Annotated in this window: 14 protein-coding genes; 8 read left to right on the forward strand and 6 right to left on the reverse strand. The window is 42.1% G+C overall.

The genetic code is table 11. The annotated features are described in order from the left end of the window. Positions 1 to 543 precede the first annotated feature (543 nt). The 4 genes from dnaA to gyrB are packed head-to-tail and all read left to right on the forward strand — an operon-like array spanning position 544 to position 6,692. Positions 544 to 1,935 carry a chromosomal replication initiator protein DnaA gene (gene dnaA, locus KFK88_RS01645; RefSeq protein WP_223576915.1) on the forward strand — a complete coding sequence of 464 codons (1,392 nt, stop codon included), beginning with the start codon at positions 544 to 546 and terminating at the stop codon, positions 1,933 to 1,935. 33 nt (positions 1,936 to 1,968) lie between these two features. Beyond that, positions 1,969 to 3,072: a DNA polymerase III subunit beta gene (gene dnaN / locus KFK88_RS01650; protein ID WP_223576916.1), complete on the forward strand. Its 1,104-nt coding sequence runs from the start codon at positions 1,969 to 1,971 to the stop codon at positions 3,070 to 3,072. A 49-nt stretch (positions 3,073 to 3,121) separates the two neighbouring features. After that, positions 3,122 to 4,222, forward strand: coding sequence for a DNA replication/repair protein RecF (gene recF / locus KFK88_RS01655; RefSeq protein WP_223576917.1), 1,101 nt, complete (start codon positions 3,122 to 3,124; stop codon positions 4,220 to 4,222). Positions 4,223 to 4,265: 43 nt separating this feature from the next. Then, positions 4,266 to 6,692, forward strand: coding sequence for a DNA topoisomerase (ATP-hydrolyzing) subunit B (gene gyrB / locus KFK88_RS01660; protein ID WP_223576918.1), 2,427 nt, complete (start codon positions 4,266 to 4,268; stop codon positions 6,690 to 6,692). Between the two features lie 66 nt (positions 6,693 to 6,758). Here gyrB and KFK88_RS01665 read toward each other — a convergent pair whose 3' ends face one another. Next, complete coding sequence (locus KFK88_RS01665; RefSeq protein WP_223576919.1) at positions 6,759 to 7,655, reverse strand: PPK2 family polyphosphate kinase; 897 nt, start codon at positions 7,653 to 7,655, stop codon at positions 6,759 to 6,761. 118 nt (positions 7,656 to 7,773) lie between these two features. On the opposite strand from KFK88_RS01665, the gene KFK88_RS01670 reads away from it, so the two are divergent. Further along, the gene (locus KFK88_RS01670; protein WP_046560247.1) at positions 7,774 to 7,977 is read left to right on the forward strand and encodes a dodecin family protein; all 204 of its coding nucleotides are present in this window, start codon (positions 7,774 to 7,776) and stop codon (positions 7,975 to 7,977) included. Positions 7,978 to 8,064: 87 nt separating this feature from the next. Here the strand turns inward: KFK88_RS01670 and KFK88_RS01675 are convergent, their stop codons facing one another. Beyond that, on the reverse strand, positions 8,065 to 9,564 hold the full coding sequence (locus KFK88_RS01675; RefSeq protein ID WP_223576920.1) for a helicase HerA-like domain-containing protein: 1,500 nt from the start codon (positions 9,562 to 9,564) through the stop codon (positions 8,065 to 8,067). Positions 9,565 to 9,759: 195 nt separating this feature from the next. Here KFK88_RS01675 and KFK88_RS01680 point away from each other — a divergent pair, with 195 nt between their 5' ends. Together KFK88_RS01680 and KFK88_RS01685 are read left to right on the forward strand one after the other, a co-directional pair. Continuing rightward, complete coding sequence (locus tag KFK88_RS01680) at positions 9,760 to 10,305, forward strand: hypothetical protein (protein ID WP_223576921.1); 546 nt, start codon at positions 9,760 to 9,762, stop codon at positions 10,303 to 10,305. A gap of 63 nt (positions 10,306 to 10,368) precedes the next feature. After that, positions 10,369 to 10,932, forward strand: coding sequence for a hypothetical protein (locus KFK88_RS01685; protein WP_223576922.1), 564 nt, complete (start codon positions 10,369 to 10,371; stop codon positions 10,930 to 10,932). Between the two features lie 37 nt (positions 10,933 to 10,969). Here KFK88_RS01685 and ubiK read toward each other — a convergent pair whose 3' ends face one another. Genes ubiK through pepQ form a run of 4 tightly spaced genes read right to left on the reverse strand, consistent with a single transcriptional unit; the run spans position 10,970 to position 13,622 of the window. Continuing rightward, positions 10,970 to 11,209, reverse strand: a complete 240-nt coding sequence (ubiK, locus tag KFK88_RS01690) for a ubiquinone biosynthesis accessory factor UbiK (RefSeq protein ID WP_223576923.1) — start codon at positions 11,207 to 11,209, stop codon at positions 10,970 to 10,972. A gap of 22 nt (positions 11,210 to 11,231) precedes the next feature. Beyond that, on the reverse strand, positions 11,232 to 11,594 hold the full coding sequence (locus KFK88_RS01695; protein ID WP_223576924.1) for a SirB2 family protein: 363 nt from the start codon (positions 11,592 to 11,594) through the stop codon (positions 11,232 to 11,234). After that, positions 11,581 to 12,228 (reverse strand): YigZ family protein, encoded by a 648-nt coding sequence (locus KFK88_RS01700; protein ID WP_223576925.1) that lies wholly within the window; start codon positions 12,226 to 12,228, stop codon positions 11,581 to 11,583. The genes KFK88_RS01695 and KFK88_RS01700 overlap by 14 nt, the downstream gene beginning before the upstream one ends. A 26-nt stretch (positions 12,229 to 12,254) precedes the next feature. After that, positions 12,255 to 13,622 carry a Xaa-Pro dipeptidase gene (gene pepQ / locus KFK88_RS01705; RefSeq protein WP_223576926.1) on the reverse strand — a complete coding sequence of 456 codons (1,368 nt, stop codon included), beginning with the start codon at positions 13,620 to 13,622 and terminating at the stop codon, positions 12,255 to 12,257. 77 nt (positions 13,623 to 13,699) lie between these two features. On the opposite strand from pepQ, the gene fadB reads away from it, so the two are divergent. Next, the gene (gene fadB, locus KFK88_RS01710; RefSeq protein WP_223576927.1) at positions 13,700 to 15,865 is read left to right on the forward strand and encodes a fatty acid oxidation complex subunit alpha FadB; all 2,166 of its coding nucleotides are present in this window, start codon (positions 13,700 to 13,702) and stop codon (positions 15,863 to 15,865) included. The last annotated feature ends 19 nt before the right edge of the window (positions 15,866 to 15,884 follow it).

A 15,884-nucleotide genomic window follows, 5' to 3' on the forward strand; every position in this document is an offset into this window, starting at 1 on the left:
TTTGGTCTACTTGATATTAAATATTGCGGATTTTAAATATTAAGTCAATACATAATCGTCTTTTTGAAATACTTGTCTTGTAATAATTATAAATAAGTATTTAAAGATCTTATTATTATTATTACTAAACCAGAAAGCTGTTTATAACTCTTTTATTTTATTTCCAAACAATAAGTTATAGGAATGATAAACCAGTGTTTAAGTTGTCTTTAAGCATGAGGTTAAAAAATGGATAACTGTTGTTTTCCTTCCTTTTTCATGCTTTTACACAGTTTTAACGTTTTTTTATACCTTATTTAGTCACAGCTTATCCTTTTTAGAGTGTTTTGTTTGTATTTTGTGCAAATGATCCCCGGTTGATTAATTTCTTCTTATTCACACTTTTTTCGGTTTTTTTATTTAAAACTGTGGATATTTTATAACGATGGATCTACACTAGCCCTCAGGTCGAGAAACCTTGGCACACATACGTAAATGACGTTAGCCAGTTATTCTCAGATAAAACAACATTAATAATAGTCATGGACTTGGGAACACGCGGATATGTCTAGCAGCGTTTGGCACAACTGCCTGCAACGACTTCAATCAGAACTGTCAGTTACAGAGTTCAATACTTGGATAAAACCACTCCAAGTGAAAGAAACAGATAAAGAAATGGCTCTTTTTGCGCCTAACCCTTTTTTTGTTGATTGGATCCGTCAGCAGTATCTTGATCGGATCACGGAGTTTGTAAGTAGTAAAGACAATAGCCAGCCGGTACACATATCACTACATGTTGGTCACGCTGAACATACTCAGCCTAATGCGGTGGCTTCTGCAAAATCACCAGCAAGTGGCGGCTCTTCTCAAGCATCATCTATTCAGGCTCCTTCTCATATTGGACGCCCTAATCACTCTGCTAACTCAAGCTTCCCGCAAAACAATCTTAATGCAAAGTTTACTTTTAATAACTTTGTTGAAGGTAAGTCAAATCAACTCGCTCGCGCTGCAGCGGAGCAGGTTGCCGAAAATCCAGGGGTCTCTTACAACCCTTTACTTATTTACGGCGGAGTCGGCTTAGGTAAAACGCACTTGATGCATTCGGTGGGAAACTTAATTTTAAAAGATAAACCTGACTCCAAGATTGTCTATCTTCATTCTGAGCGTTTTATGGCTAATATGGTTAAAGCGTTACAAAGTAATAGTATGGATGCTTTTAAGAATTACTATCGCTCTGTCGATGCTCTATTAATAGATGATATACAATTTTTTGCTAATAAGGGCCGTACTCAGGAAGAGTTTTTCCACACTTTTAATAATCTTATCGAAAAAAATAAGCAGGTCATTATTACCTGTGATCGATACCCAAAAGAAATTGAAGGTTTGGAAGAACGTTTAAAGTCTCGCTTTGGCTGGGGCTTAACAGTAGCTATCGAACCACCTGATCTTGAAACCCGTGTCGCTATTTTGATGAGCAAGGCCAGTCAGTCTAATATTGAGTTACCTCACGAAGTGGCGTTTTTTATCGCTAAGCGTATCCGTTCAAATGTTCGTGAGTTAGAAGGGGCTCTTAAGCGTGTCATAGCAAATGCACAATTTACTGGACGAGCTATCACTTTAGATTTCGTTAAAGATGCGTTAAAAGACTTAATAGCAGCACAAGATAAGCTCATTTCTATAGATAACATACAAAAAACAGTCGCCACCTATTACAAGATCAAAGTTTCTGATCTATTATCAAAGAGGCGAAGTCGCTCGATTACGCGTCCTCGCCAAATGGCGATGACACTTGCAAAAAAACTGACCAATCATAGCTTACCTGAGATTGGCGATGCTTTTGGTGGGCGTGACCATACCACGGTGTTGCACGCTTGTAGAAAAATTGACGAATTAAAAAACGAAAGTGTTGATATAGAGGAAGATTACTCTAATCTATTAAGGACACTATCAACATAAAATTTTTATATTGGGTTTCATAAGGGTATTCATATGCGTTTTACCATGACTCGAGATCAACTGTTATCACCGCTGCAGCTTGTAAGTGGTGCTGTTGAAAAAAGACAAACGTTACCAATTTTGTCTAACGTTTTAATGGTTGTTGATGATAGTAAGCTCTCACTAACTGCGACAGATTTAGAAATTGAGTTGAAAGCTCAAGTCGAGTTGGAAGGTGAGTTCGAGCCTGGAGAAATCACTGTTCCAGCACGAAAATTGCTGGATATTATCAAAAGCCTTGGTGATGGTGAAAACGTTAAATTAGAAATGGGCGAGAATCGTTTACGCGTTTCAACCCCCGGTAGTCGCTTTAATTTGTCGACCATGCCCGCCAATGAATTTCCTAATCTAGAAGAAACCGCCAGCTTAGCTTCTTTGAATGTTTCTCAGCACACGCTCAAAGAACTGATTGAGAAAACACAGTTTGCTATGGCGCAACAAGATGTTCGTTATTACCTTAACGGCATGCTGTTTGAGTTTGATGAAGATACCTTAACTTCTGTTGCAACAGATGGACACCGTCTGGCTTTATCTCGTGAATCCGTAAAGCTCGAGTTGGATGAACGTGTTAATGCGATTATTCCTCGTAAAGGTGTTTCTGAGCTTGGACGCCTACTTGATCATACTGACGAAGAATTAACCCTCAGTTTAGGTTCTAATCATATTAAAATCACTAACTCAGATTACTCTTTTACTTCTAAGTTAGTGGATGGCCGTTTCCCTGAGTACGATAAAGTTCTCCCTCGAAATGGTGACAAAATTGTAATTGCTGATAGAGAGGTTCTAAAAGAGTCTTTGTCCCGCGCATCTATTCTGTGTAATGAAAAGTTTCGTGGTGTCCGTTTTATGTTATCTAACGGCCAAGTACGGTTACATGCTAATAACCCAGAGCAAGAAGAAGCCGAGGTCGAGTTTAGTGTTGATTATCAAGGATCAGACCTAGAGATAGGTTTTAATGTTAGCTACATGATCGATGTTATGAATACCATCAAAACTGAGCAGGTTAAGTTAACGTTTATTGATGCTAATAGCAGTACCTTGATAGAAGAAGTTGATGGCGGCGAAAGCATGTATGTCGTTATGCCGATGAGACTCTAGTTGTTACCCTTATTCTACGTAGCAACTAAGCTGATAAGTTAGTGCGTCCATGCGCGTTAACCAGTTAACTATCACAAACTTAAGAAACTTAAAGCATCCCTCTTTAAGTTTCTCACCCCAACTCAACATCATTTACGGGCCAAATGCTGCTGGAAAAAGTAGTATTCTCGAAGCCCTATACGTGCTGGGTAATGGTCGTTCATTTCGAACAAGTAAACACAGTAAGGTTATTGGTGATCAATACAATGACTTCACCTTGTTTGCTAAACTGAATTCTTCAGGTATCGATCACCAGTTAGGTTTCAATCGACAGCGCAACGGCGATACCATCATTAAACTCAACTCTGAGCCCGTTACTCGTTTATCGACCCTAGCAAAATTATCTCCTGTACAGATCCTTTCTCCTGAGCAATATGATCTCTTAATAAAAGGCCCTAGCTATCGACGTAAGCAGCTCGATTGGGGAGTGTTCCACGTGGAACATTCTGTGCTATCTGTTTGGCAGCGTTGTCATAAGATACTATTACAACGTAATCAACTTTTAAAAAATAAAGCTCCTTACAGCGATATTTCAGCTTGGGACAAGCAATTAGTAAACTTATCAGAACAAGTTACTCAACTTAGACAGGCTTATTGTGATAAAATAAATCCTTTATTTTCGGACTATTGTCAGGTGTTCCTAGGCGAGTCCGAAGTCAAAATTGAGCTTTATCCTGGTTGGAATGATAAGCAGGGTGAAGGGCTCGAAGTGCTGTATAAAAAGCAATTTGAAAAAGATAAGCGACTAGGTTTTACCCAGTCGAGTATCCAAAAAGCCGATCTTAAGTTTTTACTAAAAGACTCAAAAAAAGCAGGAGACTACCTGTCTAGAGGACAACAAAAGCTTCTAATAACGGCCTTCAAATTAGCTCAATTAAAAGTGATGCAAGAGTTTGGACTACAGTCCCCACTGTTCCTTTTAGACGATATCGGAGCAGAGTTAGACTCTAATCACCAACAACAGTTACTGGATTTGTTAGCCCAACAGCCAACAAATCAGCAAATTTTTATAACTTGTGTGCATTTAGATCCTATTAAGCCTCTGATCGAACGCTACAAAAACGTTAAGATGTTCCACGTGGAACATGGTCAAGTGGAGGAGGTTAAATAAATGCAGCAACTGAATAGGCATGAACAACCTAAAAGGAAACCTTATGTCGGAAAATAACAATTACGATTCTTCCAGTATTAAAGTCCTTAAGGGACTGGATGCAGTGCGTAAACGTCCGGGAATGTATATTGGTGACACGGATGACGGTACAGGCTTGCACCACATGGTTTTTGAGGTGGTTGATAACTCCATCGATGAGGCGCTAGCAGGTCACTGCTCAGAAATTAAAGTGACTATCCATGATGATAACTCGGTATCTGTTCGTGATGATGGTCGCGGTATCCCTACTGAAATTCATGAAGAAGAGGGTGTGTCAGCTGCTGAGGTTATTCTCACTGTCTTACACGCAGGTGGTAAGTTTGACGATAATTCTTATAAGGTTTCTGGTGGTTTGCACGGGGTTGGTGTTTCAGTTGTTAACGCTTTATCAGAAGAGCTCACACTGACCATTCGTCGAGCTGGTAAGCGTTATGAACAAGTTTACAACCTGGGTGTACCAGAAAAACCATTAGAAGTGGTTGGTGATGCACAAACAACCGGTACAGAATTGCGCTTCAAACCAAGCACAGATACGTTCAGCAATATTGAGTTTAAATACGACATTTTAGCTAAGCGGCTAAGAGAGCTTTCGTTTCTAAACTCTGGCGTCAGTATTTTACTAACGGATGAGCGCAGTGGTAAGTCGGATCATTTTAAGTATGAAGGTGGTATTCAAGCCTTTGTTGAGTACTTAAACCACAATAAAAACCCGGTTCATGAGAATGTATTCCACTTTACTGCTGAACGGGAAGAAGACGGTATTACGGTAGAAGTGGCAATGCAGTGGAATGATGGATTCCAAGAGAGCATTTTCTGCTTTACCAATAACATCCCGCAGCGTGATGGTGGGACTCACTTGGCAGGCTTTCGTGCAGCCCTAACGCGTGGCCTGAATTCCTTTATGGAAGCGGAAGGTTATAACAAGAAAGGTAAGGTTAGTACGACGGGTGATGATGCTCGTGAAGGACTAACTGCCGTGGTATCTGTCAAAGTACCGGATCCTAAATTTAGTTCTCAAACCAAAGATAAACTGGTTTCCAGTGAAGTAAAAAGTGCTGTAGAACAGGCCATGGGTGAGAATCTTAAGGACTTCTTACTGGAAAATCCTAATGAAGCGAAGTCTGTTATCAATAAGATGATAGATGCAGCGAGAGCCCGGGAGGCAGCTAGGAAAGCGCGTGAGATGACTCGTCGTAAAGGCGCGTTGGACATAGCCGGTTTGCCAGGTAAATTGGCAGACTGCCAAGAAAAAGACCCTGCACTTTCTGAACTGTATATTGTGGAGGGTGACTCTGCGGGCGGTTCTGCTAAACAGGGCAGAGACCGTAAAAACCAAGCTATTTTGCCATTAAAAGGTAAGATTCTGAACGTTGAAAAAGCGCGCTTTGACAAAATGTTGTCGTCGCAAGAGGTTGGTACCTTAATTACAGCATTGGGCTGCGGTATTGGTCGTGAAGAGTTCGATCCTGATAAAACACGTTACCACAGCATTATTATCATGACGGATGCTGATGTCGATGGTGCTCACATTCGGACTCTATTGCTAACCTTCTTCTACAGACAGGTTCCTGAGTTAATCGAGCGTGGTTATGTTTATATTGCACAACCGCCACTGTATAAGGTTAAGAAGGGTAAGCAAGAAACCTACTTAAAAGATGACGAAGCCCTTGAAGCGTATTTAACAAATCTAGCGTTGACCAATACTCAGTTGTTTACTAGTAAAGATGCCCCACCGATTATGGGTGATCGCTTGGAAACACTGGTTAATGAGTATCGTGAGGTGAAGAAAACGATCAATCGTGTGGCAAGACGTTTGCCGCGTGAGATGTTGAATAAGATGATCTACCACAAGACGTTAACGCCTGAGGACATGAAAGAAGAGTCCAAGGTAAAACAGTGGACAGATACCTTAGAGGAAAAACTTAACAAAGATCGCACTAGTGGCTCTCACCGATATGAGTTCGTATTACGTAAAGATAATGAGCTTAATATCTATATGCCGCACCTAACGATGTATCATCACGGGGTTGAGAGTGAGTACTTACTCTCAAAAGAGTTCTTTGTTTCTGAGGACTACAAGAAGATCAGTACCTTAGGCGAGCAATTAGAAAGCTTGATTGAGCCGGGTGCTTTTGTAAAACGTGGTGAGAAGATTCAAGAAGTCGATACCTTTAGTGAAGTACTTGAATGGTTAATGACAGAGGCACGTAAAGGCCAGTCGATACAGCGCTATAAAGGTCTGGGTGAAATGAACCCTGAACAGCTTTGGGAAACGACGATGGATCCTGAGACACGTCGTATGTTACAGGTCACGATTGAGGATGCGGTAGCTGCCGATCAGCTGTTTACCACCCTAATGGGCGATCACGTTGAACCAAGACGTGAGTTTATCGAGAGTAATGCCCTATCAGTGTCGAATCTCGATATATAATTTAAGTTGTCTCAGCTAGTTAAAAAGGGGCTCTATGGCCCCTTTTCTTTTATGAAGGAATAGATTCTAGACGAGAAGTTGAGAGCGGTAAGAGCCCAGCTTTTGATAAACACTCTCATCAAGAGTTGGATAATCGAGATCAAGCTCATCGAGTGTTTTTAAGACGATATCAGAGACCGCAGCACGCATAATAGGCTTGTTATCTGCTGGTATGCAGTACCAGGGTGCCCAAGGAGTCGAAGTACTGCGGAGGCAATCCTGATAAGCGTTCATATAGTCATCCCAAAGTTCACTTTCAACGAGATCACCAGGAGAGAACTTCCAGTTCTTTTTGGGATTATCGATACGATCTTTAAATCGACGGTGTTGTTCTTGTCTAGACACATTTAAGAAAAATTTACGAATGATCATGCCGTTCGAAGCCAAATGGTGCTCATGATCGTTAATGGAGCGGAAACGCTGTTGCCAAAGGTTGTGATTGTCGCCTTGTTTAAGCGATGTTGTATTGAGCTGGTAATCAAAAGGCAGTTGCTGTGAGCCTAAATATTCAGGATGGACGCGGACAACTAAAACTTCCTCATAATAGCTTCGGTTGAAAATCCCAATGCGGCCTCGCTCCGGTAGTTGGCGTGTGGTGCGCCATAGATAATCGTGATCCAACTCTCGCTTAGATGGTTGTTTGAAACTAGACACTTGAAAACCCGCGGGGTTAACGCCGCTGAAAACGTGCCGGATAGTGCTATCTTTCCCAGCAGCATCCATAGCTTGAAAGATAAAAAGAATAGAGAATTTGTTGTGCGCGTAAAGCTTTCGTTGAAGATTATAAAGTTTGCTACGGTTGTTTTTGTAAATCTTTTTGTAGTGTTTATTGCTTTGTGGGTCAGTTATAGAGGTACTAACGTCACCAAGTTCGAATGAATTATCAAAAGGGACTAGAAACGGATTCTCTGTGTGTGAAAACATAAAAACCTCTTAGCGATGAATATTTTACAAATGTTAAACACTAGTTCCTTGTTTATACAGGAAAAATACGTAATATGAAAAGAGATAAAACAAATGATGAATAACAAAGGAGAGTGAAATGTCTGTAGCAAAAGTGACTGAAATTATTGTCGAATCAGAAAAAAGCTTTGAAGATGCAGTAGTACAAGGTGTGAAACGAGCGAATAAAACGCTCGATCAAGTAAAAGCAGCGTGGGTAAAAGAGCAGCAAGCCGTTATCGAAAACGGTGATGTTGTAGGTTTCCGTGTTGTATTAAAGGTAACCTTCCTACTCAAAGATTAAAGATAAGACCTTCAAGAAAAAAGGTGCAAACAGCACCTTTTTTATTATCTAAAATTTTTGTCGTCTTAGGCAGTAAAGATATTTGGCTTACTTACTTCCAGTAAGAGAACCCAAAATCCCACGTAAGAGTTTTTTACCTAGATTAGAACCTAAGGTTCTAGCGAGTGTTTTAAGAAACGTTTCACCAATTCCCTGGCGGTTGGACTTGCGTGATGTTTTACGCGCTGCTTTTTTACTTGCAGCTTTGGCCCTTTCTTCTTTCTCACATAAACGTTTAGCTTCTTCCATTTCTTTTTCTTGACGTTCTTTGAGTTTCTCCTCTTTAGCGAGAAGAACTTCATAAGCAGACTCACGATCTATTGACTCATCATAAACACCATGAACAGGCGAGGCATTAAAAATAGCTTTACGTTCGTTGGGTTTTAGTGGGCCAATACGGGATTCAGGAGGACAAATAAGGGTTTGTTGGACTATGCTTGGGCGGCCTTTTTCATCGAGCACAGAAACTAAAGCCTCTCCAACGCCGAGTTGAGTAATGAGTTGTTCTGCATTAAGCTCAGGATTAGGACGAAAAGTTTCAGCGGCTGTTTTGACAGCTTTGAAATCCTTTGGCGTAAAGGCCCTAAGTGCGTGTTGAATGCGGTTGCCAAGTTGTCCCAACACATCATCGGGAATGTCAGTTGGATGTTGAGTGACAAAAAAGATACCAACGCCTTTAGAGCGAATTAGGCGGACGACTTGTTCAATCCTATCCAGTAATGCCTTAGGGGCATTCTCGAAGAGTAGGTGCGCTTCGTCGAAAAAGAACACCAAACGAGGTTTATCCGGATCGCCAACTTCTTCTAGCTCTTCAAATAACTCTGATAGCATCCACAGCAAAAAGGTTGAGTAAATACGAGGGTTCAACATCAACTCTTTGCTGTGAAGAATATTAATTAGGCCCCGACCAGTGGTATCTGTGCGCATCATGTCTTGGATATTCAAGGCTGGCTCGCCAAAAAACTGATCACCGCCGGAGTTTTCCAAAACCAATAAACGACGGACAATAGCAGCCACACTTTGTGGCGAGACATTGCCGTATTCACGCATAATCTCTTTTCGATTGTCGCTTAGCCAATTCAGCATGGAACGTAAATCTTTGATATCTAACAACAAAAGGCCTTGTTCGTCGGCGATATCAAAAGCTATGTGTAACACGCCTTCTTGCGTATCATTCAGTTCAAGAAGGTTAGCGAGTAATATGGGACCCATCTCAGAGATAGTAGTTCGGACAGGGTGGCCGTGTTTGCCGAAAACGTCCCAGAAAATAACAGGGTTATCATGAGGGTTATAGTCTTTGATGCCTATCTTTTCAATGCGCTCATCAATTTTTGGGTGAGAGCCAGCGGCTGTAGCAACTCCTGAAAGATCGCCCTTAACATCAGCGGTAAAAACTGGCACCCCCATTTTTGAGAAGCCTTCAGCCAAAATCTGTAAGGTTACCGTTTTACCGGTGCCTGTGGCTCCTGCAACAAGGCCATGGCGATTGGCCATCTTAGGGTTGAGCTGGATGTGTTCTTTCTTTGGATTACCGCCGATAAGTAGCATAGTCTGACTTTTGTGATGTTCCCTGTACTCAGATTATACAAACGACAATAAAAGGCAAGTGGCAACGAAAAAAGAATATAGCTAAATGGCGAAAGAATATACTGAGATTTCAATGCAAAATGGTTTGTACTAGAATACATTTCGAATAAAAACGATACACAAGAGGATAATATGAAAAAACAGATACTCATAATAATGAGCTTACTCACCATAGGCCTGGCTGGATGTAAAAGTGATAATGACACCGAGCTTAAAGGTTCAATGGAAATCAGAAAATTTGATTCATCATTTATGGACGAGGGCTACCCAGACACTTCAGTCGGAGAGGTTAGCAATACCTTTCAAGAACAAGAAGAATTGGCGTTTGTGGTTACGCTTAGAAATGAAGGAATCGGTACTGAAGAAGTATCTTGGAGCTGTCGTTGGGCTGTTGTTGAACTATACGACGCAACAAATCAACTCATATTTAACACCGAGCAGCGTCCGATTGGTTGTTCAGCTGTTATAGACTATCGAGTATTATATGCAGGAGAAGAAATCACACAGGTTTTAGATTGGGGACAAGAGCTGTATGCTTACACAGATGACGGTGCTGTTCTTCCAACCGGAGAGCACTTAGCGGCTGGAAACTATACGGCGGTGACGAAAATAAGCATTGGCCTTGGTCCAAGAGGTTCTGACGACGGCTATTCAACTACTCTTGAGCAAGAGCAGACATTAATAATTGAGCCTGCACAATAAGGTTAAAATAGACTATTTGTATTAGTATATGTTTGAAATAAAAAATATACACAAGAGGATAATATGAAAAGCTGGATATTATTGTTAATTGGGTTAATCACCATAACGGTCGCTGGTTGTAAAGATAATGAAGAAAACAGTCATCTTAAAGTTAGCTTAGAGATTCGCAAATTCGATAGTAGCAAAATTGATTGGACAAGATTTGATGCCTATGAGCCTGCAATGGGAGAACTTTCAAACTCGTTTGAAGAGAGAGAAGAGCTTGTTTTCTATCTAAAATTGAAAAACGAAGGGGTGGCGACCAAGGAAGTATCTTGGGCAGAGTGCCCATTTGCAAACGTAAAAGTTTATAACTCTGATGATGTTATGGTATGGGAATCATATAAAATTTTTTGTGGGGGGGCGGCGTTTATTAGAGAGTTTGTTTTATATGCTGGAGAATATAAAGAAAAATATTTTGATTGGAATCAAGAATTGACAGATCAGCCAGGGGTGTTTTTACCACCAGGGGATTATCGTGCGGTAACAGAAGTTAGTTACTATGTCGGGCCTAGAGGATCACGTGAACCTATATCTCAAACCCTACAAGAACAAGTGTTTAGCGTAACGGCTATTGAGACAAGGTAAATATTGGGAAGGGCAGTATAACTGCCCTTTTTAATGCTTACTTACTTTCTAGTTCAGAAAGTTTCTTTTCAAGCTCTTCAAGTTTTTGGCGTGTGCGTAACAGAACTTGAGTCTGCGTATCGAACTCATCACGCGACACTAAATCAAGCTTGCCAAGTTGAGTTTGTAAAACCTGCTTGAATTGTTTAGACATCTCATCTTTAGCTGTTTTTAATCGTTCAGGAACAGCATCGGATAGCTTCTTTGCGATATCATCTAACTTTTTTGGATCGACCATGATTCACCTACTGTTAAATTCATTACCAAAGCATTGGTTTAGTGCGTGCTAAATAAAGAATGGTGGCAAAACTTGCAATTGCAAGGGTGAACATTACGGCGCGTAAGCCCTTGCTCTGAGTCTTAAAAGTCACGATACCAAAACCAATATACAGTACGATCATGACGATTTTAGCGATAATCCATGGCTGAAACACGGCGCCGTACCACGTTGCCCATAACGCGATACCTGTGCCAAGAAGTAGCGTATCAATAATGTGTGGTGTGATTTTGACCCACTTTTTATTCAGTGCGGGACTTTGTTTGAATAACCAAATGCTACGTAGCAAAAAGCCTAAAATGGTTATGATGGCTAGGGTCATGTGGATATGTTTAAGCGCTGTCATGATCTACCTTAATGGTTAATTGTTGTTTGTTCTCATAGGCCTCTACAGAAGCCAAAAATGAATCCAGTTGTTTTGTTGGCAACTTCGCCATTATAACCACTTTGTCTGTAAAGTGTTCATTGATATCTTGTGCTTGGTGTTCTTCAAGTAAATATCGTACTTGGTTTTGCAGCTCATAGCTGGTGCTAAGCTGAACAGGAGTGGTGTATATTTTGAAGTGACTACTCACTTTCTCTAAAGCCATCTTTACACCGCCGCTATAGGCACGTGCTAAACCGCCGGTTCCAAGTTTGGTACCGCCATAATAGCGGGTCACAATTGCGGTAACATCCCCTAATCCCGAGTGTTTTAAAACATTGAGCATTGGCATGCCGGCGGTCCCACTGGGTTCGCCATCATCTGAGCAAGCTATCAGTGTGGTGCTATCGGGATTACCAATAATATAAGCCCAGCAGTGATGCGTAGCATCGGGTTCATCGGTATTCAGCTGTTTGATGAAAGACTTGGCTGCTTCTACGCTTGGTGTGAATACCAGTCTGGTGGTAAAGCGACTGCCTTTGATGATTTCTTCGAAAGTGCAAGGGTGACTTACCGCGTGATTGGGCACGCGGTAAGCAGCAGGCGGGTTACTCATGTGTGATTGAAGGACGGACGAAGCGACTATTTCAGATAAGCACGAGTCAGGTTGCGATGGCTCGTTTCGGTAACCGCAATGTCATCTTCAATTCGAATACCGCCAAACGGACGGAATTCTTCAATGCGATCCCAGTTAATGCTGGAGCCATGTTCACTGGCTTTAAGATCAGCAAGGAGTGACTTAATGAAATAAAGTCCCGGCTCAATCGTTAGGATCTGGTTTTGCTCGATAGGTCGAGTATTCCGTAAGAACGGGTGTTCTTGCGGTGGCGGTGCTGGATCGCCGTCGGCATTCGACTGATGACCGCCTACGTCGTGAACTTGCAAGCCGATTTGATGACCCAAGCCATGCGGGAAGAAGGTTCGTGTGACACCATTTTCAACCATCGACTCTGGGCTCATGTCAGAAATCTTGTATTGATTCAAAACCTTAGCGATTTCTAGGTGAGTGTCGATATGCAGATCAACGTATGACTGACCAGGCTTGACGCGATCAACAATACCCAGATGTAATTGTTCCATGGTATTGATCAGTTCAGCAAACTCAGTGTCTTTATCAAAGGCATAAGTACGCGTGATGTCTGCGTCATAGCTGTTGTAACGAGCGCCGGCATCAATTAAGAAGGTGCGGTGCTGACTTGGTCGTTCAGCATCATAATGCATGTAGTGCAAAATAGAGGCGTTTTCATTAAGCGCCACGATGCTGTTATACGGAAGCTGAGCTTCGTGATGACCACTAGCCAATAAATAGGCTAAATGGATTTCAAGCTCAGAACCTTGATTATAGAACATATCGCGAGCAGCCATATGACCCATGGCGGCACGTTTGTTGGCTAGGGCGCAGCACTCAATTTCATAATTGGTTTTAGTCGCGCGGTGCCAGTTGATTTCATTGATTAAGTTGCCAGGGTTAATGGCATCAAAGTCTTCATCTAGAAATGGGTAAGCCATTTCACCAATAAAAGCGATGGTGCCGCTAGATGGCATGAAGGCACGAACTTCATCTTTCTTGCGCATCATCTTGATATCAAAGTGCTCAACCCAGAAGCCATCAGGATCGCCAGCAACTTTGTGCCAGAAATCAACCGGTTGGTAATAGCATAGGGTGCGCTCACCCTTGGCAGAGATGATGATGGTGCTGTCGTGCAGATCATCATGTGGCACGAAACTATTAAAATGGAAATTGGACTTGAATGGATAAGACATGTCATCCAAGAAGATTCCGTGCATTGACCCTGCCGGAATCAATAAGTGATCGAAACCATGACGTTGCATTGCGTCTTGGTAACGCTTGTGGGAAGCTTTTGTTATAAGAAAAAGTTCGTTATGATTGGTCAGACCAGATAGAGCCGTAGAGTTGGTGTTGTGACCTTTGTGTCGGTTGAAGTACACTGGATTGCCCTAATTACTGTAATCAGAGCTGTCAGAGTCTCAACACCATCATCTGATAACCAAAACGGAGAAACAGAATGATTTTCGAAGGTCAGTCGATTCAATGCACATTAAGCGATAAAGGTATCGCAAACATGTGTTTCAACAATCAAAATGAGTCGGTAAACAAATTCGACCGAGCGACGCTGAATGAGTGGCGCCAAGTCATTGAGCTATTAAAAGACAATAAAGATGTTAAAGCGGTCATCGCCACTAGCGGGAAGCCGGTATTTATTGTCGGTGCCGACATCACAGAATTTAATGAACTGTTTGCTTCTAGCCGTGAAGAATTATTGGGATGGTTAGTTGAAGCAAACGAAGTATTCACCGGCTTTGAGGACTTGCCATTTCCGACAGCAGTAGCTATCGATGGTATGGCGCTGGGCGGTGGATTAGAGATGTGTCTAACTTGTGATTTCCGCATCGCTAGTAATAAAGCACAAGTTGGTTTACCTGAATCAAAGTTAGGCCTAGTTCCTGGGTTTGGCGGCAGCGTCCGACTGGCAAGAATAATTGGCCCGGATAATGCCTTCGAATGGTTATCGACGGGTAAGGCGTATAAAGCAGATAAGGCCTTAGCGGTAGGAACACTTGATGCGGTAGTTGATTCTGAATACTTGATCGACAGCACAGAGCAAATGCTTCTTGATGCAGTAGAAGGAAAGCTTGATTGGGAAGCACGCCGAGCAGAAAAGAAGGCGCCATTACAGCTTAATAAGACTGAAGCAACCATGTCTTTCATGACCTCTAAAGCCTATATTGCAAGCCAAGCTGGGCCACATTACCCAGCGCCAGTTCGTGGTGTTCAGCTGATTGAAGATAGCGCAGCAATGAAGCTTGAAGATGCGATCAAAGCAGAGCATGAAGCTTTCGCTGATATGGCGCAAACAGCGCAAGCGTCTGCTTTGATTCAGCTGTTCTTGAATGACCAAGTTCTGAAAAAGAAAGCGAAGATTGCAGGTAAAACAGCGGATATTGATGTAAAGAATGCAACGGTTCTTGGTGCAGGGATCATGGGGGGCGGCATCGCCTACCAGTCTGCGTCACGCGGCGTGCCAGCGATCATGAAAGATATTAATCCTGACGCACTTGAGCAGGGCATGGAAGAGGCCATTAAATTATTTGGCAAAGGTGTCAAGTACGGGAAGATTTCGACCGAAAAAATGGCGCAAGGCATCGCTAGTATAAAGCCAACACTCAGTTATGATGAAATCAAGCATACCGATATTGTGGTCGAAGCGGTTGTTGAAAATCCAAAAGTTAAAGAATCTGTTTTGGCTGAAGTTGAAGGATTAATGCCAGAAGACGCCATTATTTGCTCAAATACGTCAACCATTTCGATTGACCGTTTAGCGAAGTCGTTAAAACGTCCAGAAAAGTTCTGCGGAATGCACTTCTTCAATCCAGTTCATAAGATGCCATTGGTTGAAATCATCCGAGGTGAAAAAACCTCTGATGAAACTATCGCTAGTGTTGTGGCCTATGCCAGCAAAATGGGTAAGTCACCGGTAGTGGTTAATGATTGCCCAGGCTTCTTTGTGAACAGAGTGTTATTCCCATACTTCGGTGGTTTTACCAAGCTGGTTCGTGATGGTGCCGACTTCCAGCAAGTAGATAAAGTAATGAGCAAAAAGTTCGGATGGCCGATGGGCCCAGCTTATTTACTTGATGTCGTCGGTATGGACACAGGTCGCCATGCAGCGGAAGTGATGGCTGAGGGCTTCCCTGATCGCATGAGCAAAGAGGAAAAAGATGCGATTGACGTCATGTTCGAGAATGATCGTTATGGTCAAAAGTCCGGCAGCGGTTTCTATGTCTATGGTAAAGATAAAAAAGGTCGCCCAACGAAAGAAGCGGATCCAAAAGCCTACGAATTATTGAAAGAAGTAGCTGCTGAGACGAAAAGTTTTGAAGATGAAGAAATCATCGCCCGAACGATGTTGCCTATGATTATCGAAACGGTTCGCTGTCTTGAAGAAGGCATAATCGATAGTCCAGCAGAAGGTGATATGGCATTAATTTATGGGCTAGGGTTTCCGCCGTTCCGAGGTGGCGTCTTTAAGTATGTTGATGAGCAAGGGATTGAATCCATTGTCGAACTTGCGAAAAAATATCAGCATCTGGGTAAAGCCTACGAGCCGACCACAGGAATGTTGGAGATGGCTAAAGAAGGCAAGAAATTTTATCAATCAGACTTATCATAAGAAGCCACTGGGAGTTAAC

Source organism: Kangiella taiwanensis (assembly GCF_020005165.1).
In the GTDB taxonomy this organism is placed as follows: Bacteria; Pseudomonadota; Gammaproteobacteria; order Enterobacterales; family Kangiellaceae; genus Kangiella; species Kangiella taiwanensis.